This window comes from Roseomonas sp. KE2513, assembly GCF_016107305.1.
GTDB lineage: Bacteria > Pseudomonadota > Alphaproteobacteria > Acetobacterales > Acetobacteraceae > Roseomonas.
In genome coordinates this window covers 1-25008 of record NZ_RCVR01000006.1, presented here as the reverse complement: position 1 = coordinate 25008, position 25008 = coordinate 1, and the positions used below count along the sequence as shown (strand labels likewise).

General features: G+C 70.5%; 22 protein-coding genes. 12 read left to right on the top strand and 10 right to left on the bottom strand.

Annotated features, from left to right (window positions below; genetic code table 11):
* Positions 1-16 precede the first annotated feature (16 nt).
* Positions 17-1900, top strand: coding sequence for an ABC-F family ATP-binding cassette domain-containing protein (locus D9599_RS07905; protein ID WP_198380685.1), 1884 nt, complete (start codon positions 17-19; stop codon positions 1898-1900).
* Positions 1901-1910: 10 nt separating this feature from the next.
* Here the strand turns inward: D9599_RS07905 and D9599_RS07900 are convergent, their stop codons facing one another.
* A complete protein-coding gene (locus D9599_RS07900; protein ID WP_198380684.1) occupies positions 1911-2159 on the bottom strand; it encodes a DUF6356 family protein in 249 nt (82 codons plus the stop codon).
* Between the two features lie 96 nt (positions 2160-2255).
* Here D9599_RS07900 and D9599_RS07895 point away from each other — a divergent pair, with 96 nt between their 5' ends.
* From D9599_RS07895 to D9599_RS07880, 4 genes are read left to right on the top strand one after another with little or no spacing between them, the layout of a single operon-like run.
* Positions 2256-2756: an Lrp/AsnC family transcriptional regulator gene (locus tag D9599_RS07895; RefSeq protein WP_198380683.1), complete on the top strand. Its 501-nt coding sequence runs from the start codon at positions 2256-2258 to the stop codon at positions 2754-2756.
* Positions 2753-3319: an MOSC domain-containing protein gene (locus tag D9599_RS07890; protein ID WP_309228573.1), complete on the top strand. Its 567-nt coding sequence runs from the start codon at positions 2753-2755 to the stop codon at positions 3317-3319. The genes D9599_RS07895 and D9599_RS07890 overlap by 4 nt, the downstream gene beginning before the upstream one ends.
* A gap of 58 nt (positions 3320-3377) precedes the next feature.
* Entirely contained in the window at positions 3378-4328 is a 951-nt protein-coding gene (locus tag D9599_RS07885) for a D-2-hydroxyacid dehydrogenase family protein (protein WP_198380682.1), read from the top strand.
* Positions 4295-6070, top strand: a complete 1776-nt coding sequence (locus D9599_RS07880) for a SulP family inorganic anion transporter (RefSeq protein WP_198380681.1) — start codon at positions 4295-4297, stop codon at positions 6068-6070. The genes D9599_RS07885 and D9599_RS07880 overlap by 34 nt, the downstream gene beginning before the upstream one ends.
* Here D9599_RS07880 and atzF read toward each other — a convergent pair.
* The gene (atzF, locus tag D9599_RS07875) at positions 6027-7778 is read right to left on the bottom strand and encodes an allophanate hydrolase (RefSeq protein WP_198380680.1); all 1752 of its coding nucleotides are present in this window, start codon (positions 7776-7778) and stop codon (positions 6027-6029) included. The genes D9599_RS07880 and atzF overlap by 44 nt on opposite strands.
* A gap of 152 nt (positions 7779-7930) precedes the next feature.
* Here atzF and D9599_RS07870 point away from each other — a divergent pair, with 152 nt between their 5' ends.
* Positions 7931-10084: a VTT domain-containing protein gene (locus tag D9599_RS07870; RefSeq protein WP_198380679.1), complete on the top strand. Its 2154-nt coding sequence runs from the start codon at positions 7931-7933 to the stop codon at positions 10082-10084.
* An 11-nt stretch (positions 10085-10095) separates the two neighbouring features.
* Complete coding sequence (locus D9599_RS07865) at positions 10096-10824, top strand: endonuclease/exonuclease/phosphatase family protein (RefSeq protein ID WP_232480272.1); 729 nt, start codon at positions 10096-10098, stop codon at positions 10822-10824.
* A 10-nt stretch (positions 10825-10834) separates the two neighbouring features.
* Here D9599_RS07865 and D9599_RS07860 read toward each other — a convergent pair whose 3' ends face one another.
* The 6 genes from D9599_RS07860 to D9599_RS07835 all read right to left on the bottom strand — a co-directional run bounded on the left by D9599_RS07860 (position 10835) and on the right by D9599_RS07835 (position 16950).
* Positions 10835-11635 (bottom strand): glycosyltransferase family 2 protein, encoded by an 801-nt coding sequence (locus D9599_RS07860; protein WP_198380678.1) that lies wholly within the window; start codon positions 11633-11635, stop codon positions 10835-10837.
* A complete protein-coding gene (locus tag D9599_RS07855) occupies positions 11632-12459 on the bottom strand; it encodes a sugar phosphate isomerase/epimerase (protein WP_198380677.1) in 828 nt (275 codons plus the stop codon). The genes D9599_RS07860 and D9599_RS07855 overlap by 4 nt, the downstream gene beginning before the upstream one ends.
* Positions 12456-13289, bottom strand: a complete 834-nt coding sequence (locus tag D9599_RS07850) for an NAD-dependent epimerase/dehydratase family protein (RefSeq protein WP_198380676.1) — start codon at positions 13287-13289, stop codon at positions 12456-12458. The genes D9599_RS07855 and D9599_RS07850 overlap by 4 nt, the downstream gene beginning before the upstream one ends.
* Positions 13286-14335, bottom strand: coding sequence for a hypothetical protein (locus D9599_RS07845; protein ID WP_198380675.1), 1050 nt, complete (start codon positions 14333-14335; stop codon positions 13286-13288). Before D9599_RS07845 ends, D9599_RS07850 begins: the two co-directional genes overlap by 4 nt.
* Positions 14332-15408, bottom strand: a complete 1077-nt coding sequence (locus D9599_RS07840; RefSeq protein ID WP_198380674.1) for an FAD-dependent oxidoreductase — start codon at positions 15406-15408, stop codon at positions 14332-14334. The genes D9599_RS07845 and D9599_RS07840 overlap by 4 nt, the downstream gene beginning before the upstream one ends.
* Before the next feature lie 87 nt (positions 15409-15495).
* A complete protein-coding gene (locus tag D9599_RS07835; protein WP_198380673.1) occupies positions 15496-16950 on the bottom strand; it encodes a hypothetical protein in 1455 nt (484 codons plus the stop codon).
* Between the two features lie 6 nt (positions 16951-16956).
* Between D9599_RS07835 and D9599_RS07830 the strand changes: the two genes are divergently transcribed.
* Together D9599_RS07830 and D9599_RS07825 are read left to right on the top strand one after the other, a co-directional pair.
* Positions 16957-17253 (top strand): hypothetical protein, encoded by a 297-nt coding sequence (locus tag D9599_RS07830; RefSeq protein WP_198380672.1) that lies wholly within the window; start codon positions 16957-16959, stop codon positions 17251-17253.
* A 516-nt stretch (positions 17254-17769) separates the two neighbouring features.
* Positions 17770-18699 carry a GDP-L-fucose synthase gene (locus D9599_RS07825; RefSeq protein ID WP_309228572.1) on the top strand — a complete coding sequence of 310 codons (930 nt, stop codon included), beginning with the start codon at positions 17770-17772 and terminating at the stop codon, positions 18697-18699.
* Between the two features lie 42 nt (positions 18700-18741).
* On the opposite strand, the gene D9599_RS07820 is transcribed toward D9599_RS07825, so the two are convergent.
* Complete coding sequence (locus D9599_RS07820; RefSeq protein ID WP_198380670.1) at positions 18742-20382, bottom strand: hypothetical protein; 1641 nt, start codon at positions 20380-20382, stop codon at positions 18742-18744.
* Positions 20383-20808: 426 nt separating this feature from the next.
* On the opposite strand from D9599_RS07820, the gene D9599_RS07815 reads away from it, so the two are divergent.
* Positions 20809-22962: a glycosyltransferase gene (locus tag D9599_RS07815; protein ID WP_198380669.1), complete on the top strand. Its 2154-nt coding sequence runs from the start codon at positions 20809-20811 to the stop codon at positions 22960-22962.
* A 108-nt stretch (positions 22963-23070) separates the two neighbouring features.
* Here the strand turns inward: D9599_RS07815 and D9599_RS07810 are convergent, their stop codons facing one another.
* Positions 23071-23826, bottom strand: a complete 756-nt coding sequence (locus tag D9599_RS07810) for a sulfite exporter TauE/SafE family protein (protein ID WP_198380668.1) — start codon at positions 23824-23826, stop codon at positions 23071-23073.
* A 198-nt stretch (positions 23827-24024) separates the two neighbouring features.
* Here D9599_RS07810 and D9599_RS07805 point away from each other — a divergent pair, with 198 nt between their 5' ends.
* Both D9599_RS07805 and D9599_RS32240 read left to right on the top strand, forming a co-directional pair.
* Positions 24025-24258: a hypothetical protein gene (locus D9599_RS07805; protein ID WP_198380667.1), complete on the top strand. Its 234-nt coding sequence runs from the start codon at positions 24025-24027 to the stop codon at positions 24256-24258.
* A 163-nt stretch (positions 24259-24421) separates the two neighbouring features.
* A partial coding sequence (locus tag D9599_RS32240) for a response regulator (protein WP_198380666.1) occupies positions 24422-25008 on the top strand: 587 nt, incomplete at its 3' end.

The following is a 25008-nucleotide window of genomic DNA, read 5'->3' as shown; positions in this document are numbered from 1 at the left end:
GTATAGAAGGCGCGGCATGACCGTCCTCGCCCTTCGCGACCTGACCATCCGCATGGCCGGCCGCACCCTGCTGGACGGCGCCAACCTTCAGCTCGACCCCGGCCGCAAGCTGGGTCTGGTGGGGCGGAACGGCGCCGGGAAGTCCACGCTGTTCCGCGCGCTGACCGGCGCCCTCTCGCCCGATGGCGGGGAGGTCCGCATCGCCGCGCGGGCTCGCATGGCGCATGTGGCGCAGGAGCAGCCCGGCACGGATGTCTCGCTGATCGACACGGTGCTGGCGGCCGATACCGAGCGCGCGGCGCTGCTGGCGGAGCTGGAGAACGGCGACCCCACCCGCGCCGCCGAGGTGCAGGAGCGGCTGATCGCCATCGGCGCCGATGCCGCCCCGGCGCGTGCAGGTGCGGTGCTGGCGGGCCTCGGCTTTGATGGTGCCGCGCAGCTTCGCCCGGTGCGAGAGTATTCGGGCGGCTGGCGGATGCGCGTGGCGCTGGCCTGCGCCCTCTCGCTCGAGCCCGACCTGCTGCTGCTGGACGAGCCGACGAACCACCTCGACCTCGAGGCGACGATCTGGCTCGAGGGCTGGATCAAGCGCTTCCCCGGCGCCGCCATCATCATCTCCCACGACCGGGAGGTGCTGGACGAGTGCGTGGACAGCATCGCGCATCTCGACCGCGGCAAGATCACGACCTATCCGGGCGGCTATTCCGAGTTCGTGCGCATCCGCACGGAGCGCATGGCCCAGCAGGCCGCGGCCAACGTGAAGATCATGGCCGAGCGCGCCCATATGCAGGCCTTCGTGGACCGCTTCCGCGCCAAGGCGAGCAAGGCGCGCCAGGCGCAGTCCCGCATCAAGGCGCTGGAGAAGCTGCCGCCGGTGGTGGCGACCGTGGAGGACGGGCCGACCCGCTTCGAGTTCCCCGACCCCGTGGAGGTCGCGCCGCCGATCCTGACGATGTACGGCGCCTCCGTCGGCTACGGGAACCGCACCATCCTCAGCGGCCTCGGCCTGCGGCTGGACCAGGAGGACCGCGTCGCGCTGCTCGGCGCCAACGGTAACGGCAAGTCCACGCTCGCGAAGCTCATCGCCGGCAAGCTGGAGCCGAGCTCGGGCGAGGTGCGGCGCACGCCGCGGCTGAAGATCGGCTATTTCGACCAGCACCAGGCAGAGGCGCTGGACCCCAACGGCACGCCGCTCTCCCACATGCAGGCGGTGATGCCCAAGGCCACCATCACCCAGGTGCGCGGCCAGCTCGCGCGCTTCGGCCTCGACGTGGACCGGGCGACGACGAAGATCAGCGACTGCTCGGGCGGGGAGAAGGCGCGGCTGCTTCTGGCACTCACCACGCGGGACGCGCCGCAGCTCCTCATCCTCGACGAGCCGACGAACCACCTCGACATCGACGCGCGCGAGGCGATGGTCCGGGCGCTCGCCGAGTACAAGGGCGCCGTCGTCATCATCACCCACGACCCGCACATGGTCGAACTCGCGGCCGACCAGCTCTGGCTGGTGGCCGATGGCCAGGTGAAGCCCTTCGACGGCGACCTCGCCGACTACCGTGCCTGGCTGGCCGGCCGCGCCCGGGAGGCGCGGAGCGAGGCGCGGGCGGCGGCACGGGGAGACACGGACGCGCCCGCTAAACCGACCGCCGCCAGCCGCGCGGCGGCGCGGGCCGCGCTGGCGCCGATCAAGGAGCGCGTGCGCGAGGTCGAGGCGCGAATGGAGAAGCTGAAGCTGGAGGACCGGCTGCTGGAGAAGAAGCTCTCCAACACCGAGACCTACGCGCGCTTCAAGCCCGCCGACATCGCCTGGGCGAACACGCGCCGCGCCGCCATTGCCGCCACGCTGGAGAAGCTGGAGGAGGAGTGGCTGGAACTCTCGGAGAAGCTGGAGGCGGCCTGAGGGCCGCCCCTCAGGCCGGGCGGCTCGCCTGCACGCCGGCGGCTCGCTCGGCCCGCACCCGGTTCACCACCATGCGGTCGTGCAGTTGCGCGATCGTGGCCGAGCCCGTGCGCGTGAACAGGAACGGCAGCAGCGCGTGCACGAAGCAGGCGAGCGAGCCGACCAGCATGCGCCAGCCGAACCAGGCGGCGGTGTGCATGTGCTCCGTATAGGTCTCGCCCACAGAGGCGGGGTGGTCGGTGAAAGAGGGGGTCGGCATGGGCGTCGGCTCCTCGGGCGCTCGGGCGATGATAGGCGCCGCCGCCGGGCAAGAGATTGCGTTCCCCGTCCGTTTTCCCGAGGATCGCGCAATCCCATGCCCGGATTGAGCAGCTTGGCGCAAAATCTCACCCCGCTCGACGGGTTCGACCGGAAGATCCTCGAATGCTTGCAGGAGGACGCGACCCTCTCGGTCGCCGAGGTGGCGCAGCGCGCGGGCCTCTCCCCCTCCCCCTGCTGGCGCCGCATCCGGCGACTGGAGGAGGAGGGGGTGATCCGCCGGCGCGTGGCCCTGCTGGACCCCGCGAAGATGCGCGTCGGCGTCACGGTCTTCGTAACCATCCGCACCAACCGCCACAGCATGGACTGGGCCGAGCGCTTCTGCCGCGCGGTGAGCGCCATCCCGGAGGTGCTGGAGTTCCACCGGATGAGCGGCAGCGTGGACTACCTGCTGCGCGTGGTGGTGCCGGACATCGCGGCCTATGACGGCGTCTACAAGCGGCTGATCGAGATGGCGGACCTCTTCGACGTGAGTTCCAGCTTCTCGATGGAGCAGATCAAGTACACGACGGCGCTGCCCACCGGCTACGCCCCGTGAGCCGCGACCTGTTCGGCGAGGTGCCGCGCGCGGGCTCACCCGCCCCCGGCTCCATGCTGGCGCGGTTGATCGACGGGCCGGTGGCGCCCGGCCGCCTCGTCTGGATCGGCCTGCGCCCGGCCCGGCGAGCGCCGATGCGGGTGGTGGAGACCGCCCTGGCCGAGGAGGGCCAAGGCCTGGTAGGGGACCGCTTCTCCAGCAGCCGCAACGGCGCGCGGCAGGTGACGATCGCCTCGGCCGAGCAGCTTCAGGCCATCGCCGGCTATCTCTCGCGGACGGAGGTAGCGCCGGAGCGGCTGCGACGGAACCTCTTGGTGGAGGGCATCAACCTCTCCGCCCTCCGGAACCGTCGCTTCCGGGTGGGGGATGCCGTGCTGGAATGGTCGGGCGACTGCCACCCCTGCTCGCGCATGGAGGAGGAGCTGGGCCCCGGCGGCTACAACGCCGTGCGCGGCCATGGCGGCATCACCGCGCGCGTGCTGGAGGGCGGCACGATCCGGCGCGGCGACGCGGTGCTGCGCCTGCTGGACGCCCCCCCTGACGGGGCCGGGGTTCTGCCCTAGCCTGCGCGCCGCGGGATGCGCCGGCCGGGCGCCATGCCCGGCAGGGGACGAAGCGCGCATGAACAAGCTGAGCCGGATCGCGGTGCTGGACGACTATCAGGGCGTCGCCCTCTCCTTCGGCGACTGGGGATCGCTCGGCGTGCCGGTGGACGTGTTCCGGGACACCATCAAGGACCCGGAGGCGCTCGTCGCCCGGCTTACCCCGTACGACGCCATCGTCCTCATGCGCGAGCGGACGCCCTTCCCGCGAAGCCTTATCGAGCGGCTGCCGAACCTGAAGCTGCTGGTCACCACCGCCGGGCGGAACAACTCGGTCGATGCGGCGGCGCTGAAGGAGCGGGGGATCACCTTCTGCGGCACGCCCGGCACCACCTCCCCCACCTCCGAACTGACCTGGGGCCTCATCCTCGCCCTGCTGCGCGATATCCCCGCTCAGGACCGCGCGCTGCGCGAGGGACGCTGGCAGACGGTGGTCGGCCAGGGCCTGGAGGGCCGCACCCTCGGCATCATCGGCCTGGGCAAGCAGGGCCAGCGCGTGGCGCGCGTCGCACGCGCCTTCGACATGCGCGTGCTCGCCTGGAGCACGAACCTGACGGAGGAGACGGCGCGCGCCGCCGACGCGACGCGCGTGGACAAGGAAACCCTGCTCCGGGAATCGGACGTCGTCACGCTTCACCTCGTGCTTTCGGAACGTTCCCGGAATACCATCGGCGCGGCGGAGTTGGGGCTGATGAAGCGGTCGGCGTATCTCGTGAACACCTCGCGCGGCCCGCTCGTGGACTCGGCGGCGCTGGCCGAAGCGTTGCGCTCAGGGCGGATCGCGGGGGCGGCGCTCGACGTCTACGACGAGGAGCCGCTGCCGGCGGGCGCCCCCATCGCCTCCCTGCCCAACACGGTGCTGACGCCGCATCTCGGCTACGTCACGCGCCAGAACTACGAGCATTTCTACGGCGGCGCGCTGGAGGCGCTGAAGGCATGGATGGCGGGACAGCCGGTGCGGGTGATCTGAGGCGGGGCGCCACACCCCTTGCCCCTGCGGCGCCGGGCTTCGCGGAGATGTTCACCCCGAAGCTCGTGACCGTGCTGCGGGAGGGATACGGGCTGGCGGGGCTGCGGGCGGATGCCGTCTCGGGCCTGACCGTCGCGATCGTGGCCCTGCCGCTCTCGATGGCCATCGCCATCGCCTCGGGCCTTGGGCCGGATCGCGGCCTCTACACCGCCATCGTCGGCGGCTTCCTCGTCTCCCTGCTCGGCGGCAGCCGCTTCCAGATCGGCGGACCCGCAGGGGCCTTCATCGTGCTCGTGGCGGCGACGGTCGCGGCGCACGGGGTTTCGGGACTGATCCTTGCCACGCTGATCTCCGGCGTCATCCTGATGGCCATCGGCCTCCTGCGGCTGGGCACCTTCATCAAGTACATCCCCTATCCCGTGACGGTCGGCTTCACCGCGGGAATCGGCGTGATCATCCTGGCAAGCCAGGCGAAGGACCTGCTGGGCCTGACGCTCGCGATTGAGCCGGGCCCGCTGTTGCCAAAGCTGGCGGCCCTCGCGGGAGCCCTGCCGACGCTCAACCCCGCGGCGGTCGGGCTGGCGGCCCTGTCGATCGCCGTCATCCTCGTCCTCCGTCGGATACGGCCGAACTGGCCGGGCTTCCTCATCGCGGTCGCGCTGGCGGCGGCGCTCGCCTGGGGGCTCGGCCTGCCGGTCGAGACCATCGGCACCCGCTTCGGCGGCATCCCGCAATCACTTCCCGCGCCCAACCTCCCTCCGATGGGCTGGTCGGAAGTTTCGGCCGTGCTGCCGGCCGCTCTCTCCTTCGCGCTGCTCGGCGGGATCGAGAGCCTCCTCTCCGCCGTTGTCGCCGACAGCATGAGCGGGCGGCGCCACCGCTCCAACGCCGAACTGGTGGCGCAAGGCGTGGCGAATATCGGCTCGGCTCTCTTCGGCGGCTTCTGCGTGACCGGCACCATCGCGCGCACGGCGACGAACGTGCGCTCGGGCGCGCGCGGGCCGGTCTCGGGCATGCTGCATGCGGTGTTCCTGCTCCTCTTCATGCTGCTGGCCGCGCCGCTGGCCGCCTTTATCCCACTGGCCGCGCTGGCCGGGCTTCTGGCGGTGGTCGCCTGGAACATGGCGGAGCGGCACGCGATGGCGGCGCTGGTCCGGGCCTCGCGCGGGGATGCCATCGTGCTCTTCGCCACGCTGCTGCTCGTCGTGTTCCGCGACCTGATCGAGGGGATCCTCATCGGCTTCGGCATCGGCGCACTGCTCTTCCTCCACCGCATGGCGCAGGCGGTGCAGGTGGAAACCGGGCGGCCGCTGGTGGAGGCGGACCAGCCGGATGGCGAGGGCCGCGAGGCCTATGACGCGTCGCTCGCGAGCGATCCTGATATCGCGGTGATCCGCATCTCCGGTGCCTTCTTCTTCGGCGCCGCGGCGGAGGTGGGGGCGGCGCTGGACCGGGTGGGGGCGCAGCCCCGGGCCTATGTGCTCGACCTCTCCGCCGTGGCCCTGCTCGATTCAACGGCGGCGGCGACCATCGAGGGTTTCGCGCGGAAGGCAGGGCGCGCGGGCGCGCTGGTCTATCTCGCCGGTGCGGCGCCGCCGATCCGCCGCGTGCTGCGGACCCACGGCGTGCGTCCGCCCGCGGTGCGCTTCCGCGCCGGGCTCGACGAAGCGGTGTCGGCGGCGCGGGAGGAAATCGGCTTCAGCGCGCGGCCAGGTAGGCCCGCCATCCTCCATGCGACGTGATCTCGGGCGCGCCCACCAGGCCTGAGGGCTCCGCGAGGAAGCCGAGGCAGGGCCCGCTCTCCAGCGCGACCGTCCCGAAGCCGAGCGGCGGCGGAACCTGCGCCAGCAGCGGTCCGATGCCGGCGGCGGGGATCGCCCAGACCTCGCCCTCGATGAAGGCACCGCCCTCCCCGTCCCGGATGAGGCCGGGCCGGTTGCCCAGCGCGTAGAGCCGGTAGCCGGCCTGCGTGCGGTCCCGCCGCAGGAAGCGCCCACCGAGCGCCGTCACCTGCCCGTTCAGCGGCAAGCCCGACATATGCGCGCCGATGCAGAAGAGCGGGATCTCTCCCACCTCCGCGCCCGCGGCGGGCGGGGGCGGCGGGGTGGGCTGCCCGGTCGCGCCGAGCGGCAGCCCCGCCGCGTGGTGCAGGGCGGCGCCCACCGCGCAGAGTCGCGCCTCCGCGAAGGCGGGGCCGATGAGGGTGATGCCGGCGGGGCGCTTGTCGGCGCGAAAGCCGGAAGGCACCGCCAGTGCCGAGAGATCCAGCAGGTTCACGAAATTCGTGTAGGTGCCACAGCGGCTATTTGCCGCGATGGGCTCGGCGGCCAGAGTTTCCAGCGTCGGGATGCCGGGCGCCGTCGGCACCGCCAGCAGATCGAAGCGGGCGAAGAGGGCGCGGGAGAGAAGGCGGGTTTGCGCCACCGCGTGGAAGTCGTCGAAGGCATCCACTGTCACGCGAGAGAGACCGCCCTCCAGGATGATGCGGGTGGTGGGGTGGAGCGAGTCCGGGTGGTTCTCCACCATGTCTCGCAGCGCCGATGTACGCTCGGCCACCCAGGCACCGTCGTAGAGGCGGCGGGCCAAGGCGAGGAAAGGGGCGATGGACACTCGCTCCAGCACCGCGCCGAGCCCCTCCAGGCGGGAGAGGGCGGCGCGGAACAGGGCCTCGTCCTCGGCGGTGTCGAAGAGAAGATCGGCGTCCTCGGGCACGGCAACGCGGAGCGCGGGGGGCAGGCCGCCACCCGCCGCGCGCCAGCCGGCGGGGGCGGCGCGGGAATAGGGGTCGGCCGCGTCAGGTCCGGCCAGGGCGTCCAGAACCGTCGCGGCCTGCTCCACGGTCAGCGCAAAGATGGAAACGACGTCGAGCGAGCGGCAGGCGGGCACCACGCCGCGGGTCGGCACGAGGCCGAGGCTGGGCTTCAGCCCGACGATGTTCTGGAACATCGCGGGCACACGGCCGGAACCAGCGGTGTCCGTGCCCAGCGAGAAGGCGGCGATCCCGGCCGAGACGGCGCTTGCCGAGCCGGAAGAGGAGCCGCCAGGCACGCAGGCCGCGTCCACCGCGTTGCGCGGCGTGCCGTAGGGGCTCCGCACCCCGACCAGCCCCGTCGCGAACTGGTCGAGGTTCACCTTGCCCAGCAGGATCGCCCCGGCCGCGCGCAGGCGGGCGACAGCCGGCGCATCTTCGGCCGCCACCTGGGCGAAGTCCGGGCAGGCGGCCGTGGTGGGCAGGCCGGCCGCGTCGATATTGTCCTTGATGACGTAGGGGATGCCGTAGAGCGGGCGGCCCATCGGCCCCTCCGCGGCCAGGCGCGCGGCCTCCGCCATCACCTCGACCGCGGGGATGCGGTGGATGAAGAGCGCCGGGTCCGCCCAGGCCTCGATCCGGTCCAGCGCGGCGCGCGCCGCCGCCTCCGGGCCCTCAGCCCGCGCCAGATCCCACAGCATCGCGTTCCCCCCAGCAGAAGTGGCCCTTGGCCCGTCATTTTGTGATTTAGCAAGACCCGGGCCGCCCCTGCCGCAACCGCGAACGAAATTGTGCTTGCCGCGTTAGCCCCGGGATGCTCACCGAAGCTCCTCCGCGCGCCCGGCCGCGGACCATGCCGTCGCGCGAGGCCTTCCCGCCCGCCTCGATCCTCCGCGAAGGCCGCAACGCCTGGCGGGTGGCACGCGCCCGTCGGGCGGCGGTGCTCTCAGACGGTGCCACCTATTTCGGCGCGCTGCGGTCGGCGATGCTGCGGGCGAGGCACAGCATTCAGGTGGTGGGCTGGGACATCGACAGCCGCACCCGCCTGGTCGGCGAGGCCCCGCCGGACGATGGCTTGCCGGAGGAGTTGGGTGCCTTCCTGGCGGCACTGGTTCAGCGGCGGCCCGGTCTCTCAGTGAAGCTGCTCCTCTGGGACTACTCGGTCCTCTACTCGCTGGAGCGGGAGATGCTTCCGGCGCTGCACCTCCGCTGGGGCGTGCCTGAAGGGGTGGAGCTCTGCCTCGACGACCGTACGCCCTTCGGCGCCTCGCACCACCAGAAGGTGGTGGTCGTGGACGGGCTGGTGGCCTTCTCCGGCGGCCTGGACCTGACGATCCGCCGCTGGGACACGAACCGGCACGACCCTGCGGAGCCCGGCCGCTTGGACCCCGCGGGCAAGCCCTATTCCCCCTTCCACGACGTGCAAATGGCGGTGGACGGCGAGGCCGCGGCGGCGCTGGCCGAGCTGGTGGCCGATCGCTGGGCAAGGGCCTGCGAGGAATGCGTGCCCGTCCCCGGCCCCTCCGCCCCCGACCACGACCCCTGGCCGGATGGCCTCGACCCCGACCTGACGAACGCGACCCTCGGTATCGCCCGCACCCACCCGAAGCACGATGGCGCGCCAGAGGTGCGCGAGGTGGAGGCGCTTTACCTCGACATGATCGGGGCGGCGGAGCGGATGATCTATGTCGAGAACCAGTTCCTCACCTGCGGCCGCATCGCCCGCGCCCTCATTCGCCGGATGAAGGAGCGGCCGGCGCTGGAGGCGCTGCTCGTCGCGCCGAAGACCCACCACACCTGGCTGGAGCACCGCACGATGCTCGCCGGGCGCATCCGCTTCATGCGCGCGATCCGCCGGGCCGGCATGGCCGGGCGGGTGCGGCTGGTCTTTCCCCATGTGGCGAACGGGGGGGCGGAGTCAGAGGTGATGGTGCACGCCAAGGTCATGGTGGTGGATGACCGGCTGCTGCGCGTCGCCTCCTCCAACCTCTGCAACCGCTCCATGGGCACGGATACGGAGTGCGACCTGATGGTGGAGGCCGCGGATGCGGGCCAGCGCGCGGCGGTGGCGGCGGTGAGGAACCGGCTGATCGCCGAGCACACGGGCGTCTCGGCGGACGAGGTGGCCGAGCGCCTCCGCGCCAGCGGCTCGATCCTGACGGCGGTGCGCGGCCTCTCGGCCAATGGCCACAGCCTGCAGGACGTGGAGGACGGCGACGCCCCCGCGCGCAGCCTCCTGCCGGGGATCGAGCGCGCGGCGGACCCGCGCCGGCCGATCGAATCGGGGGAATTCCTGGCGGATTATCTCGGCCACCCGGACGTCGCACCCCCCTCGGGCCGCCCCTGGCCGCTGCTGGCGCGGGCGGCGCTGATGCTGCTGCCGGTGGCGCTGCTGATCCTGCTGTGGAAGGCAACGCCCGTCTCCCAGTACATGACGCCGGAGGCGATGAAGGCGGCGCTCACCGCGGGCGGCTCCTGGGGGCCGGCGGTCTCGGTCGGGCTCTTCCTGCTGCTGGGCTTCGTCGCCTTTCCGGTGAACGTCCTCATCCTCGGCACGGCGGCCGCTTTCGGCACCTGGCCGGGGCTCGCCTATGCCGCCGTGGGGGCGATGGTCTCGGCGGCCGCGACTTATGGCCTGGGCCGGAAGCTCGGTCCCGGCGTGCTGCGGCGGGTGTTGGGGCCGCGGATCAACCGGGTGAGCCAGTCCGTGAACCGCAACGGCATCCTGGCGGTGACGACGATCCGCCTGCTGCCCGTGGCGCCCTTCACGCTGGTGAACCTCGTCGCCGGGGCGATGCGGATCCGCTTCCTCGACTACATGATCGGCACCGCGCTCGGCCTGCTGCCGGGCATCGCCCTGCTGTCGCTCGTGGGCGAGGGGCTGTCGCGCATCATCGAGCACCCGACGCCGCGCAACATCGGCATGCTGCTGGTGGTGCTGACGGCCTGGGCCGGAATCACCTGGGGCTTGCAGAAGCTGTTCCGCCATCTCCGCCACGAGGACTGAGCACGGGCGCGATGGTCGGCTTTACCTTCCGGGTCATGACCTGGAACATCCATGGCGGCGTTTGCACGGCCGGGCGGCACGACCTGCAGCGCGCCATCGACCTCATCCTCGGTCACGCGCCCGACATCGTGGCGATCCAGGAGGTGGAGGGTCGCAACCGCCCAGGGACCGCCCCCTTCACCGCCCTTCGCGAGGCCCTGGGCGGCCATGCGGTGGAGGCCGCGACGCTGCGCGCGACCGACGGCTGCTATGGCCACATGGTCGTCAGCCGCTGGCCGCTGGAGGAGGGCTCGCTGCACGATATCTCCGTACCCGGCCGGGAGCCGCGCCGCGCGATCACCGCGCGGGTGCAGACGCCGGGCGGGGCGCTGCGCGTGCTGGCCGCCCATCTCGGGCTGGGCTGGGGGGAACGGCGGGCCCAGGCGGCGCGGCTGGCCGCCCTGGCGAAGGGCGTCACCGAGCCGCTGCTCGCCATGGGCGACTTCAACGATTGGGAGCCGCATGGGCCGGTGGACCGCGCCTTCCTAGGCACCCTGCCCTCCCGCACCCACGGCCGGACCTTCCCGGTGCGCCGGCCCCTCTTCGCGCTGGACCGTATCTACGCGCGCCCGCGCGCGGCCCTGCTGCGGAGTTGGACGGACAGGGCCGCTCGCACTGCCTCCGACCACCTGCCGGTCATCGCGGAGGTGGCACTGCTGCCCGAAGGCGAAGGCCGGACGACGCGGCTGGCGGTGGCCTGACGCCGCCGGCTCAACCGCTCGGCGGGTTATAGGCGCCGCGCACCGTGTCGCGCAGTTCCCGCAGCATCGCGAAGCGCCCCCCGAGGCCGGAGATCTTCGTCGGCGTCTTTCCCTGCGGCGGGTAGCGGCGCGAGACGGGGATCTCGATCGTGCGGTAGCCGAGCTGGCCCGCGCGCATGGTCAGGTAGAACAGCAGCGCGTAGTCGCCGAACACGTCGCGGAAGGGGTTCACCCGCGGGTCGCGCAGGAAGGCCGCCGAGTAGCCGCGGAAGCCGTTGGTGGTGTCCGTGTACCAGCGCCGCCCGGCCAGGCTGAGCAGCGGTGCATGGATCAGCCGCCCCGCGACCTTGCGGTCGAACGGCGTGTTCACGGCCTCGCCGCCCCGGCGGTAGCGCGAGCCCTGGACGTAGTCGTAGCCTTGTTCGAGCGTCTCCACGAAGCGCTCGATCGCCTCCATCCCGTCCTTGCCGTTCCCGTCCACCGTGACGATGCCGGCATAGCCCTCGTCCAGGCACCAGGCATAGGCCATGCGGAGCTGCGCCCCGAGCCGGCCGGGCCCGCGCTTGGTCAGCAGCGCGCGGACATTGACCGAGCGGAGGAAATCGGGCGCGAGGGAGCCGTCGGTCGAACCGCCATCGGCGATCACCACGTCCACCCGCGGCGCGAGCTCCGCGATGCGGCGGAGCTGGCGCTGGATGCGCTCGCCCTCGTTGATCACGGGGATCACCAGGGCGTGGCGGTGCGCGCGCTCGGCCAGCACGAGCGTCTCCGAGGCGGGAAGCTCACGCCGGGCCGGGTCATCCTTCGTCATGCGTAAGTTCCATGGGCCAGTTCGGCGGCCCGGCGCAGCGCGCCCTGCCAGTCCGCGGTGGTGCGCATCTCGATCGAGAGGGTGCCCTGATAGGCGCTGCCGCGCAGAGCGCGGGCGATGGCGGGGTGGTCCACCGGCGCCCCGTCCGGCCCGGGATCGGAGCCGATCGGGCGCAGGTCGGGCTCGCTGAGATGGGCGTGGACCGCGACCGGCGCCGCGCGGAGGATCGCCGCAGGGTCCTCGTGCTCGAGGATCACGGTACCGGTGTCGATCTGCAGGCCGATGCCGGGGGTGGCGGCCTCCTCCACCAACCGCGCGGCCTCCTCCGTGCCGGTGACGAAGCGGCAGGCGTATTGGCGGGCGTTGGGCTCGAAGGCCAGCGCGCTGCCATGGGCGGCATAGGCGGGGCCGATGCCACGCAGGAAGTCGAGGGCGATGGCCCAGGCCTCCTCCGCCGGCAACTCGCCGGGGTCGCGCTGCCGCGGCGCACCGAGCACGCAGGCGCCGGCACCGAGCACGCCTGCGAGTTCCGCCACCACCTCAAGGTGGCGGTGCAGAGCCTGACGCGCCTCGGGCGAGGCGAAGAGATGCACGCCAGGCGCGTTGAACAGGATACCCTGGAGCGCGACGCAGCGCAGGCCGTGCCGCTCGATCCGCTCGCGCAGGCGCCGGGCGTCGTCGAGGATCCCGTCCCAGCGGCCGAAGACGTTGTAGGGCGCGATCTCCACGGCCGAGAGGCCAAGGCCGGGGAGCATGGCCAACGCCTCGTCCAGCGCATCGCCGGGCCAGGCGATGTTGGAGACGGCAATCGGGCGGGCGGTCACGAGCGGGCGCGCCCCTTCTCCTCGGCCACGTAGCGGCCCATGGCGTTCAGCACCTCCTCCGCGCCCAGCATGTAGTGCGGGGGCGGCGCCGGGCTGAAGAGGGCGCCGTGGCGGGTGTGCAGGTCGTAGAGCGGCGCCGGTTGCTTGGCAGGGCCGACGGGCGCGCCGGGGAAGAAGCGGTCGATGATCCGCTGCATGGCCAGCGGCTCGGGCACGAGGTTCACCAGCGGCAGCCCGCTCCGCCGGACGATCTCGATGTCGGAGAGCAGCCGCTCCATCGGGTACCACTGAAAGACGCCGGCGGGGTTGATGCTCTCCACCATGTTCCCGTTCAGCAGGTCGTAAAGCGCGTTCTTGCGGAGCCCCGCGCCGAAAAGCGCGGGCAGGCGGATGATCCGCACCTTCGGAAAGCGCGCCTTGACCCATTCCTCGAGTTCCAGGCGGTGGCGGCCATAAGCGTGGTTGGCGGCGGCATCGATCGGCGTCGCCTCGTCCGCGGCCTCCACGGGGTTCGGGTAGACGTCCACGGTGGAGATGAGGACGAACTCCTCCGCCCGCGTCTCGGCCAGGGCATCGGTCAGGCGCGCGATGCCGGCGCGGTCGGCCTCGGGCTCCTTGTTGGCGAGCCACTTCACTGCGGAGACCCCGGCACAGACGAGCAGGTCGAAGTGCCGCCCGCGCAGCGCCTCCGTGTTCTTCGAGCTCACCAGCGTGCCGAAATGCCGCCCGCGCGCGAGCGTGCCGCCCACGAAGCCGGTATGCCCGATCAGCGCATCCCCGTCGGGCGCGCCGGCCTCTGCCTTCCCGGTGGTCGTCGTCGCGTCGCTCATGCACTTGTCTTCGTCACGTTGGTCAGCAGCTCCGGCGGTGCGCCCACCTGGAAGCGCCCCTCGGCATCCACCACGTTCAGCCGCGCGCTGCGGCGCGACAGCGGGCTGCGCAGCTCGCGCAGCACGAGATGGCGGAGGCTGCGGGGCGGGTTCGCCGCGTGGATCTGCAGCACGTATTCCGAGAGCAGCAGGAAAAGCACGCTGAAGATGAACATCATCGCGGCAAGCTGCAGCGAGATCGTGGTCCAGCCCCGCGCGATGTTCCGCCCGAAGAAGTAGACCCCGATGACATAGGCCCCGTAGCCGAGGGAGAGCACGCCGCCCGCCGCCGCGAAATAGGTGACCAGGCGCATCGGGGCGGAGGTGGTGCTCAGCAGCGCGCTGATCCCCGAGGACCAGTTCGATCGCAGCGAGCCCGGCCGGTGCACGAAGGCATGGCCGGGCAGCAGCGGCCGTGTGATGCAGGCGAAGCCGGGGCCGAGGTCGCGGGCGCGCAGGGTGATCTCGGCGGTCGGATTGGCGGAGACGAAGAGCGCGGCCGCGCGGCTCATCGCGCGGAAGCCCGTCGGGCGGCTCTCGAGCTCCTTGCCGGTGAGCAACTGATAAACGGAGAGATAGGTGCCGAGCAGGAACCTGGTGCCGGCCGGGCGCTGGACCACCAGCGGCCCCTCCAGCGGATCCGCGACCGAAAGGTCGTATCCCTCCCGCAGCGGCTCCAGCAGGTCCGGCAGGGCGAGGATCTCCTCCTCCGACAGCGCGGTGAAGAGGATATAATCGCCCACCGCGTGGTCAATGCCGACGAGCCGAGCGACGTCGCCGGTCTGCGGCCGGTTGAGGAAGACGGCGGTGCTGTCGGGCACCTGCGAGACGAATTCCTTGAGGTCGAGCGTCACCGCAGCATCCACGCCATTGGCGACAAGCACCACGTCGAAGTCGTCGATCCTGGCCGCTTCCAGCACGGAAGCGAGCTGCTCGTAGCGCCTGGGCTCGGGAACCTTGCCATTCACGACGATGACAGTGGTGAGGGAGGAGAGGTGCTGCTTCATGCCGCGGCGCTCAGTTCCTGCGCCCGAAGGTAGGCGCGAACATCATAGATGTTATCGATCTTGGCTCCCAGGACGGAGAGGATTCGCGGCGCCGCCGGGTTGCGCTCGATGAGGATCGGCCGGCCGTCGTCGTCCTCGTTGCGGATCAGCGTCGCCTTTACCTCGAAGATCGAGTGCCGGACCCGGGCCTGGGAGAGGCAGGGCAGGAAGCGCTGCGAGTCCCGGAGGATCGCGTCGCGGTTGCTCCGCCGCGGCTGCATCCCCGGGCCGTCCTTGGCAGTCGCGGATTCATGCGGCGTGAAGCTGACATGCGAGAGGGAGTGCAGGCCCGCCGCCGGGAAGGGCATGGTGGAGAAGAAGGGCCCGTCCATCACGGTGATGCCCACGCCCCGCAGATCCGGCGGCGGCTCGATGAGCAGCATCTCCGCCATCTCGCGCTTGAGGCCGGTCATGAGCGGCGCGCCGACGAATTCGAGGTCGGCATAGGTGCAGTTGAAGACCTGCGCGGCCCGTTCCAGCCGGTCCCCGACCTGCACCCTGACCTCGCGGTCGTCCCAGTCCGCGATGCGGGCGGTCTGGCCGAGGCGCAGCTCCACCCTCGCGTTCTCCAGCTGCCGCAGCAGCCGCGCGGCGAGGCGCGAGGCGTCGAAGGCCAGCTCCCGCGTCAGGAAGGCCTCCTCAATCATCCCAGGCTCGAAAAGGGCGCGGATGCGGCTCGGGGCGGGGCGGCAGGTGGCGCCGATCACGCGGCAGAAGGTCTCGAACTGCGCGGCACTCACGCGCGAGCCGGCGGCGATCGCGTAGATCGCCTCCATCTCGTGCAGCACCGCCGGGGCGTAGTCGGCGACGAAGGCCTCGAAGTTGATGCGCGAGCGCTCGGCGGTGCCGAGGGAGCGGGGATAGTGGTAGCCGTTATGGACCCGCGCCTGGTTCACATAGGAGGAGCGGCGCAGGATCCCCTGTTCGCGCTCGATCACCACCACGCGGCCGAAGCCCATCCGGCGCAGCTCGAGCGCGATCTCGGCGCCGTAGAAGCCGCCGCCGATAACGATTGCATCGTATTTATCGGTCATGGGCGGGTATTCCCCGGAAAGCGCCACCCGGCGCTGCCTCAAGCCGCAGGAGCCCAAACCCAGCCGCTTTCCAGCACCAGTCCGACATTATCGTCGAGGAGCTTCAACAGGCGGAATGAACAACAGATTGCTCACTGAGCCGCAGCCAACAGTGCCAGTCAGGGTGCGGCTGGCAAGTCCGCTGCTCTTGCGGGTGAGCACCGCGTACCCCACGACGATGCCATCGGGGCCGGCGAGAGGCGCAATGGTGCTGCGACTCGGCAGTCCCCGTCCCCAGGCTGGAATGGTCGCGGTGACGCGACACCAGCCCGGTGCGTCCTGGAGCGAGAAGGGCTCCATTTTCATGTCGTTCAACTGGTATGCCGCGTAGGATGGGCCGCCGCGGGTATGGAGCGGCGGCAGGTAACGGAAGGGACCTGCGCCCTCCGCGCGAAGCCAGGCAGCCACGCGCGGCAACTCGGCCGTCCAGTACCAATCCCCCCTGACGGACGGCCAAGTGTTGAGGTTCTCCGGAATGGTTGGCGAGATGCCGACCATCATCGCGGCAACTGCGGCATTCGTTCCGTCGTCGGTTGGACTAAGCTCGGCCATGCGGAGGGTGCCGCCCAGGCCTGCCGCGAGCAGCAGCACCGAGATGGATAGCGGCAGCAACCGGGAGACGCTCCTCTGGTGCCGGCCCGCCGGTCGGTGCAGCCAAGCGGCGAGCGGCATGATGCAGGCGAGGGTAGAGTAGGCGGCGTAACGGGTCGCGTCGAAAACATCCGGCCATGCACGGAGGTGAAGCGGAGCGGTCCGCACGAAGCCGAGCACCGCAGCCACCAGGGAGGAGATGAGGAGCAGAAGACCGGCTATTGTAAAGAACGCCACCGCCGGATCGACCGCAGTGACAAGCTGGCCAGGGGTACGGAGTTGGCGGAGCCAGCCACGAGGTGACCAGGAGTTTAGCCCGAGGACCGCACGCAGCCCAAGCAAGGTCAGCAGGAGGGTTGAGCAGGCGAGGATCGCTCCCGGGATGAGGAGGAGGCGGTTATCGACGATATGAAGAAAGGCAACGAAGGGCGTGGCGAAGTAGGCAGCCACGGCAAGGGCGACCTCCGGGAGGGCGGAAGGAGTGAGGACCGCCCCAAGGCTCGACAACTCGCCCACGCCGACAGAGTAGCGCGACTGAATGAAGAGGCCGAAGACGAGCGGCACGCAGGAACCGAGGGTCCTCAGGGCCCCCTGGCGGAGAAGCACGTGCAGAATGATGATGGAAAGGCCGAAGATCTGTCCAGTTCCGTGAAAGGTCACGGCTGGAACGGCGAGCAGCATGGCCGAGGCGTAGAGGGCTGGCCGGCGTTGTATCAGCGCGAAGCAAAGGGCGAGCAGAAGGCTGAGATAGAAGAGCCGGGAGACCGTCAGCACGGCCTGGAACGGGATCAGCAGGGACTGCGTGTCCGACATGCTGCAGATCAATGCCACGGCGGCAAGGCAGGCGAGGACCGTTTCGAGAAGGCTTGCGCCCCTGTTCAGCCCCTCCCGGGCGAGAAGCCAAACGATCATGCCGGCGTGAAGCGCAATCGCCAGGAAGGACGCGACAGTCTGAAGGTATTGCTGCCCACCCAGCCATTTGTAGTCGAGCAATGCCAGAAGATAGATGATGGTGTGCAGATGAGCACCGTGCAGGGCGAACAGATACCATCCCCAGCCGATCTCTCCGCTTTCGAGAAGCATGATGCGGTGCAGAACCGGCCAGCCATCCACAAAAGGAGCATCGATCCGCTTGATCAGAGCAAGGTCGAGGCTGACGCCGAGAATGACGATGCAGAGAAATGCCCCCGACAGGGCTGCAACGACGGTTCCTGATTTCCACGACCTGGTCGGCCGGTGGGGATCCATAAAATGCCTCGGACCAACGTGAATTACGTCCCTTTAGGGCAGCGCCTTTGCGACTTCAAGTTGAGTGCCTTGCCCGCTCCGATCTGGGCGGACGCTGCGCCGTGAGATGGCCAGCAGGTCGCGCGCTCCATGCCCGGCCGCGTATCGCGAGCCGGAACAAAGGGGGCAGCCGGGTTTGGACTTGCCCCGAAAACGCGGGCAGGATCCTCGTTCCGGGCTTGCTCTGCCCAGGCCTGGAGGCTTTGCTCACCCCCTGCTTAGGGCTCAGCATCCAGGCCCTTTGCCTCTTTCGTCAGCAGACCTCGGCCTGCCTCCTGGACGATAGCTCTCCGAAAGGGATCGGCGAGCGGCGCGCAGGAAGGTTCAAGCTGCGCACATACCCGCTTCCCACAGGCCACGTCATCTGCGACACAGTGCGCATTCGCGACGTTGGCGCCGCACGAGCCCCAGCACGCCCGTCGCCATCCCAGAGGGTTGCGCCAGGTGCAGAGAGCCGAGTTTTTGGTAACGGGTGCCTCGGGCCTCCTGGGACATGCGCTGGTGAACGAGCTGCGGAGCGCGAGCGGGGGCGAGGTGGTCGCCCTCACCAGCCGTGACGTGGATCTGACCGATTACGAGGCCACCCGCCAGGCCTTCGAGCGCCACCGTCCCGCCGTCGTGTTCCACCTCGCCGCCCGCGTTTCGGGCCTGATGGGCAACATCAAGGCCCAGGGTCAGGCGTATCTCGACAACACCCGGATGAACACGAACGTCGTGGAAGCCGCGCGGCTAGCCGGCGCCACGAAGATCGTCGCGATGGGATCGACCGCGATCTATTCCGACGTCGTCCGCCTGCCGATGACCGAGGAGCAGATCTGGGACGGGGCGCCGCACCACTCCGAATCCGGCTACGCCCACGCGAAGCGCGGGATGCTCGCGCATCTCGAATCCTATCGCGACCAGTACGGGCTGGACTACGCCTACTGCATCTCCACCAACCTCTTCGGCCCGCACGACAAGTTCGACGAGCAGCACGGGCACGTCATCCCCTCGCTGATGTCGAAGTTCCTGCGCGCCAACCAGCAGGGCAGCGCCGTGACCATCTGGGGCACGGGCACGCCCCAGCGGGACTTCCTCTACGCCAAGGACGCGGCGCTCGCGCTCCGTATGATCGCCGAGGGCTTTACCGGCCCGATCAACATGGCGACCGGCACCGCTATCTCGATCGCCGATACCGTGAAGCTCATCACCGAGGTTTCCGGCTTCAAGGGTCCGGTCGAGTGGGACCGCACCAAGCCGGACGGCCAGAAGCTGCGGCAATACGACGTCAGCAAGCTCCAGGGCCTTGGCTTCAGGCCGCGCTACACGCTGCGCGACGCGCTGCTCGAGACCTATGAGTGGCTGGCAGCCCACGCCGCCGTCGCGCGCCGCTGAGCCGCCGCCAAGCCGGGGGCGCGGCCGCCCCCGGAACCCGCCTCAGAAGCGGAAGCTGCCGAGCCTGATATCCGGCAGGTCGCCCCGGTTGGGGGCATCAAGCGGTGTCGGGAAGATCTCCGCGGTCGGCTCGAAGTCGTAGCGGCCCCGGTTGGCGAAGGTGACCTCCAGCAACTCCGGGAAGGCCACGTTCCCGCGGGAATGCAGCGCGCCGTAATTATTGGCGTGGACATGCACGACAGCAAAGGAGGCCGCGAGGCGCCGCAGCACCCGCTCGGCGCGCCCGAACCAGGCGTTGTCCGCCACCTTGTCGAAGTCGTGGAACTCGAGCACGAGCTGGGTCACCCGCTCGAAGTCCCCCTCCCCGGCGGCGTCCAGCACCACCCATTCGTCGCCCTCGATGTCCATTTTCACGATGCAGGGGTGGTTGCCCCCCAGCGCCTGGGCCGAGGCGAGGCTGTGGTCGCTACCCTCCGCCACGGGGGCGATGCGGCTGCGGTGGAAGCGGATGCGCTCGTGCGTCTCGGGCGGCGCCTCGATCGTGTAGTCGAACTGGTGCACCTCGATGCCGCGCCCGGCCATCTCCAGGTCCCAGGTCATCTCGTCGCCCACCCCGAGGGAGAGCGCGAAGCGAACCTGCTCCAGGTCGTCCAGCATGACGTAGCCGCCATCGGCCGCGTGGCCGACGCGGCGCTTCGCCACACCCTTGGCGGCGCGGGGCTCCAGCAGGCGCCCGAGGGTGACGAGCCGCTCCTGCACCACCCGCGGGTCGCCCGCCTCCCCGCCCGCCCCGCCGGTGCCGAGCAGCAGGGCCACCTCCTTCGAGAGATGAGCCGAGAGGTGCCGGTCCACATGGCTCATCCCGTCGTGCAGCGCCGCCATCAGCGCGGCCCGGTCCGCCGCCAGCGTCTCGATGAGCTGGGCATGCAGTGCACCCGTCCGCTCGTCCAGGTGGCGGGAGAGATCGCCGGCGAGGTGCTCGTGCAGGTGGTTGACGTTGCGATGCACCTCCGCGGCCACCGCACGCGCCAGGGCGTCCTCCAGCCGGTGCGCGGCCGCGTCGCCTCGGGCGGCGAGCTGGCCATCGAGATAGGCCATGCCCTGGTGGACATCCTCGGCCACTGCGGTGCGAAGCATCCCAGCCAGGTGCCCCGCCACCTCCTCGGACCGCAGGTGCACCAGTTCGGTGACGCGCGCGTCGAGATGCGCTGTGCCGCGATGCACCTCCTCGGCCACCGCGGTGTGGAGCATCCCGGCCAGGTGCCCCGCCACTTCCTCGGACCGCAGATGCACCAGTTCGGTGACGCGCGCGTCGAGATGCGACGCGTTACGATGCACCTCCTCGGCCAGGCCGGCGCGCAGCGCCCCCTCCAGGCGCTGAGCCCCCTCCTCGGTTCGCGCGGCGAGCTGCCCGTCGAGATGCGCGGCGTTCCGGTGGACCTCCGTCCCCACCGTCCGCTGCACGGCCTCCTCCAGCCGATGGGCCAGCGCCTCGAAGCGCGCCTCCATGGCCTCACCCAGCCGATGGTCGATCCCAGTCAGGCGCGCCTCGATCTCACCGGCGAGGTGGGCACCGAGTTCGCTGGCCATGACATCGGTGCCGACCGTGCGCCGTACCAGGCGCGTGATGGAGCTGTCCTTCTTCATGCCGTGCCGCGCGACCTCGCGCATACCCTCTTTCACGGTGGTCGCTCTCCGCCCTGTGCGTTCCTGACGAGGACGGGCGGACGGCGTCTCACCGCTTCCCTAACCGGCGGCCCCCGATAGGAGTGGCCGGTTTCCTCCACCCCCTGCCTAGCATCGCGCCCCCGTTCCGTCAGCGGGGCGCCCGCGCACCTTCTTGCCATCGCGCCCGCCTTCGGGGCGGGCGAGAGGCCATCCCGGCCACTGCGGCACCCGGGCCACGTCCCGTGGCCGTGTCGGGCCGGGCGAGGTGGTGCCCATTGGCATGTCAGGCCCGCCATGGCATGCGGCCCCGACTTCCCAACATGGTCGGCGAAGCCTGGCGGCGGGCGGGGCGATTCGCGCGTTGTCCGGTGCCAGCGGCGGCCACCCATGGCACCGAAGGCCAGGTTGTCCGCGAAAGGGCTCAGCGTGCCGGAAAAAGACATGGACCCGACCCCCACCGCCGTCAGCTTCAAGCCCTCCGAAGGGATGCTCGGGCGCTTCGGCGTCATCAAGCTTTGGCCGGACATCCAGGTGGCCGAGGACGAGGTCATCGCCCGGCTGGACAACACGGCGAAGCTGCTCGGCCTCGAATGCGTCGTGCTGGACCACATGGGGCGGCCCCTGCACGAAGGGGGGGAACCGCTGACGCAGAAGGATCTGGACTTCGTCATCCACCTCCATTTCAGCACGCCCAAGACCTACGACATCTTCTCCTTCGTCACGCTCTGGAACCCAGTCCCGTTCTTCCACGACTTCGGCTATCGCTCGACCGCCGAAAACCTCCTCACGCATGACGACTTCCTGAGCTGCCAGTCGCCGGGGGCCGACCTGCACCTGCGGCGGCTGATCACGGACAGCAACTCGCATCTCGCGCCGTCCTTCAACCTCTTCCACGCGCTCTCCACGCCGATCCTGCCGCCGACCCTCGGCGACCTGAAGATCTTCTACATGGGGATCAACTGGGAACGGCTCGGCCGCGGCGGCTCGCGCCACCAGACTGTGCTCAACATCCTCGACCAGTCATCGATGATGCGGATCTACGGCCCGGAGACGCTGCGCGGCGTTCGGGTCTGGGAGGGCTTCGACAGCTACCAGCGCTCCCTGCCCTTCGACGGCATCTCCGTCATCGAGGAGATCCACAAGGCCGGCATCTGCCTCGCGCTCTCCTCCGAGCAGCACAAGGACGCGGTGCTGATGTCGAACCGCCTCTTCGAGGGGTTGGCGGCCGGCGCGCTCATCATCTGCGACGAGAATCCCTGGGCGCGGCAGCACTTCGGCGACAGCCTGCTCTACGTGGATCTCCGCAACGGCGCGGAGCCCGTGGCGCGCCGGATCATGGAGCATGTCGAGTGGGCCCGGACCAACCCGGAGAAGGCCCTGGCCCTCGCTGCCCGCGCGCAGGAGATCTTCAAGCGTGGCTACACGATGGATGCCTCCCTCGCCGCGATCTACGGCGGGCTCGAGGCGCGCAAGGCCGAGCTGGCCGCGCTGCTCCGCCCGGTGGGGGACGAGACCGCGACGCGGATCGTCTTCCTCGCCCCCGATCCCGAGGCGGAGTACTTCGAACGCCAGGTCGAGGCCGCGCGGGCCCACCGGGCGCAGGGCTACGAGGCGGTCCTCCTTGTGGACGAGCGCGACCTGCACGCCGCGGGCAAGCGGCTGTCCGCCCTGGCTCACGGCGACGCGGTCCCGCCCGCGCTGCGCGGCGCCGCCTTCTTCCAGCGCGACAGCACCGGCAAGGTGGTCCGCCGCAACCGCATCGGAACAGTCCTGAAAGCGGAGTTCGAGGCGGCGCCGGAGGGCTCCGCGCTGCTCTTCGTCGCGCCGAACGAGACCCTGTTCAGCAACCACGTGGCGATGCTGGCCGCCCTCCTCTCCCGTCATCCGGAGGCGGACTACGCCCACTCGAAGGCGATCACCCGCCTCACGGACGGCAAGGGTGAGCCCTTCTTCGGCGTGGAGACCGAATTCGACCTCCTCAGCCGCGACCCCGGCGCGCCCATCGGCCTCGGCCGGTTCCTCTTCCGCGCCGCCGCATTCGAGGAGCCGGTGGAGCTGCTGCTGGAGAGCCTCGACCTGCGCGCGCCCTCGGGGCTCGCGCTCTACGCCAAGGGGGTCTCCACCGGCCGCGCGAGCCTCATCGTGGACCGCCGCAAGCCCTTCCACCTCGGCCTGATCGAGGCGGGCGAGGGCGAGCGCGACCTGCACGGGGAGTTGCGGCCGGACCTGGAGGCCATTCGCGACCTCCACCCCGCCCGCTTCGACGAGCTGGACCGGGCGAACCGCCTGCGCGAGGAGCTGCGCGACGTCGATACGCGCCATCAGGCCTCCGCCGACGTCCTCCACAAGGCCTTCGGCGACTTCCACACGGCCTTCATCGACACGCGGGATACGGTGAGGGGGATGGGCGCGCAGGGCGGAGCGGCCGGCGGCTCGCCGCCCGTGCTCTATTTTGACCAGTTGAGCATCGGAAACCGGCGCGTCCTGATCTACCAGCTGCTCCAGGCGCTGCCCGTGCCGCGCGTGATCTGGCGCGCGCTGCGCGGCCTCGCCCGCGGCACGCGCGCCATGCTGCGCCCCCTTCGCGGCCGCTGAGGAAGCCGGGAGCAAACCCCGGAAGGGCCACACCGGGGAAGGGATTGCCCGCTCACTCGAACAAGGCGCCGGATCGTTCGCCGTGAGTCGGGACGGGCGGGCAACGCCCTAGCGCCAGGCCCGCCAGAAGAAGACCACCGTCATCAGCGTGCTGAACAGGATAACGAAGCCGCGCAGCACGCGGTCCGGCACCCGGCTGGCGAGCCGCGCGCCGGCATAGCCGCCGATGATGGCCGAGACGAGCATCGCGAGCGTCTCCGGCCAGTGGACCGGCCCGGCCACGACGAAGATGAGCACGGCGACGAGATTGGCGATGCTGACCAGCAGGGTGCGGAGCGCGCTCATCGCCTTGATGTCGAGGTCGCCCAGCATGCCCCAGACGGCCATCATCATGATCCCCACGCCGCCGCCGAAGTAACCTGCGTAGACCGAGAGCAGCACCTGCGAGGCGAGCACCGGTCCGCGGCCGATCCGCACCCTCTGGCGCAGCGCAGCGCCGAGCGGCCGGCCGAAGGTGAAGGCCAGGGTGCCGACCAGAAGCAGCCAGGGCAGCACGTCGTCGAAGGCGCGCTGGGAGGTCGAGAGCAGCAGCACCGCCCCGGCGAGACCGCCGACAAGGCTGATGAGAACGAGCACGGGCAGGCGGAAGCCCTGAAGCGACCGGAAGGCGCCCCGCCAGGCCCAGGCGCTCGTCAGCGTGCCCGGGAGCAGCGCCACCGTGCTGGAGGCGTTCGCCGCCACCGAGGGCAGGCCGACGAAGACCATGGCGGGGATGCTGACGAAGGAGCCCCCGCCGGCCGCAGCATTCAGCGCCCCGGCCAGGAACCCGGCCCCGAGCATCACGAGGGCAGCTTCAAGCGTCATCCGTGGCCTCGGCGGGAGGGGAGGCCGGCGGACGGCCAGAAGGAGAGGATTCGCCCAATCCTAGGCCCAGGGACGCGCCCGGGAAACGGCCACTGGCCGCGCCGGGTCAGGCCGGCCGCACCGCAACCCCGCTGTTCACGCGGAGATGAGAACCTTTATGCTCCCAACGGGTGCGGCGGCTCGCCGCTGGAAGGCCACATGAATCCAGCGCAGAGGCAGCGGCCTAGGCCTTGCGCCTCTTGGCCGGGCGCGACTCCGCGCGACAAGGCAGAGATCGAGTTCCGCGACTTTCTCGCCCGCCCGGTGGCCGAGCCGCCGCGCTACGCCATCCCGCCCTTCCCTTTCCGCGCCCCGGAGCATCCGGGCATCCCCGCGCTCCTGGATGAGCCGACGCTCGCCCGGCCCGTCTCGCAGCTCCGCACTGCCTCGTAGTTCGACGGGCCTGCCTTCCGCACCCGCTGCGGCGCGCTCGGCCCTTTGCCCGACCACTCTCGTAGGACCTGGGAATTCTGCTACGTCATGGCCGTGCTCTGGGCGGCTGGCGGGGGCGGGGGACGAGGTCTGACAGCTGAACCTGCACTCGGACACAACCCCGGTGGACGAGCACATCGACCGGCCGCCCTATGCCCTGCCGCACCTGAAGCGGCGGGTGGCGAACGACGTGACCACCTCGATCGGGCTGGTGTGCGCAAGCGCGGGGACTATCAGCACCTCACAGCGTATCGATTTCGCAATTATGATCGGGAAAGCCTTGACCGGCCCGGCGTTTGTCCAGTTTAGCGAGACTTGTTGCGGAGAACTGGACATGTGCGACGTCCTTCTGGTGGAGGACCAGCCCGAGGTGCTCGAGCTCGTGCAGCTCGCCCTCGAGCTGCGTGGCTATATCGTGGAGGTCTGCGCGACCGCCGAGGTAGCGCTCGAACGCCTTTGCTCTTCCAACCTGCCTCAGATCCTCGTCACCGACATTGATCTCGGGCGCGGCCTGGACGGCTTCGCGCTAGTGGATGCGGCGCGGCGCATCCACCCTGGGCTGCGCGCCCTCTTCTACAGCGGCCATGCCGCCCCGCCCGCGGGCCGCGGCCTAGGGCCGAACGAGCGCTTCCTCGAGAAGCCCTTCAGCCGGCTGGCGCTCTTCGAGATGCTCGACGAACTCGGCGTCCAGCCGAGCGGCGAACCCTTGAA

Bases quoted from the DNA above. Each gene is read 5' to 3' on its own strand.
- D9599_RS07905 (WP_198380685.1), top strand. From the start codon at position 17: ATGACCGTCCTCGCCCTTCGCGACCTGACCATCCGCATGGCCGGCCGC.
- D9599_RS07900 (WP_198380684.1), bottom strand. From the start codon at position 2,159: ATGCCGACCCCCTCTTTCACCGACCACCCCGCCTCTGTGGGCGAGACC.
- D9599_RS07895 (WP_198380683.1), top strand. From the start codon at position 2,256: ATGCCCGGATTGAGCAGCTTGGCGCAAAATCTCACCCCGCTCGACGGG.
- D9599_RS07885 (WP_198380682.1), top strand. From the start codon at position 3,378: ATGAACAAGCTGAGCCGGATCGCGGTGCTGGACGACTATCAGGGCGTC.
- D9599_RS07880 (WP_198380681.1), top strand. From the start codon at position 4,295: ATGGATGGCGGGACAGCCGGTGCGGGTGATCTGAGGCGGGGCGCCACA.
- atzF (WP_198380680.1), bottom strand. From the start codon at position 7,778: ATGCTGTGGGATCTGGCGCGGGCTGAGGGCCCGGAGGCGGCGGCGCGC.
- D9599_RS07870 (WP_198380679.1), top strand. From the start codon at position 7,931: ATGCCGTCGCGCGAGGCCTTCCCGCCCGCCTCGATCCTCCGCGAAGGC.
- D9599_RS07865 (WP_232480272.1), top strand. From the start codon at position 10,096: ATGGTCGGCTTTACCTTCCGGGTCATGACCTGGAACATCCATGGCGGC.
- D9599_RS07860 (WP_198380678.1), bottom strand. From the start codon at position 11,635: ATGACGAAGGATGACCCGGCCCGGCGTGAGCTTCCCGCCTCGGAGACG.
- D9599_RS07850 (WP_198380676.1), bottom strand. From the start codon at position 13,289: ATGAGCGACGCGACGACGACCACCGGGAAGGCAGAGGCCGGCGCGCCC.
- D9599_RS07845 (WP_198380675.1), bottom strand. From the start codon at position 14,335: ATGAAGCAGCACCTCTCCTCCCTCACCACTGTCATCGTCGTGAATGGC.
- D9599_RS07840 (WP_198380674.1), bottom strand. From the start codon at position 15,408: ATGACCGATAAATACGATGCAATCGTTATCGGCGGCGGCTTCTACGGC.
- D9599_RS07835 (WP_198380673.1), bottom strand. From the start codon at position 16,950: ATGATCGTTTGGCTTCTCGCCCGGGAGGGGCTGAACAGGGGCGCAAGC.
- D9599_RS07815 (WP_198380669.1), top strand. From the start codon at position 20,809: ATGGACCCGACCCCCACCGCCGTCAGCTTCAAGCCCTCCGAAGGGATG.
- D9599_RS07810 (WP_198380668.1), bottom strand. From the start codon at position 23,826: ATGACGCTTGAAGCTGCCCTCGTGATGCTCGGGGCCGGGTTCCTGGCC.
- D9599_RS07805 (WP_198380667.1), top strand. From the start codon at position 24,025: ATGAATCCAGCGCAGAGGCAGCGGCCTAGGCCTTGCGCCTCTTGGCCG.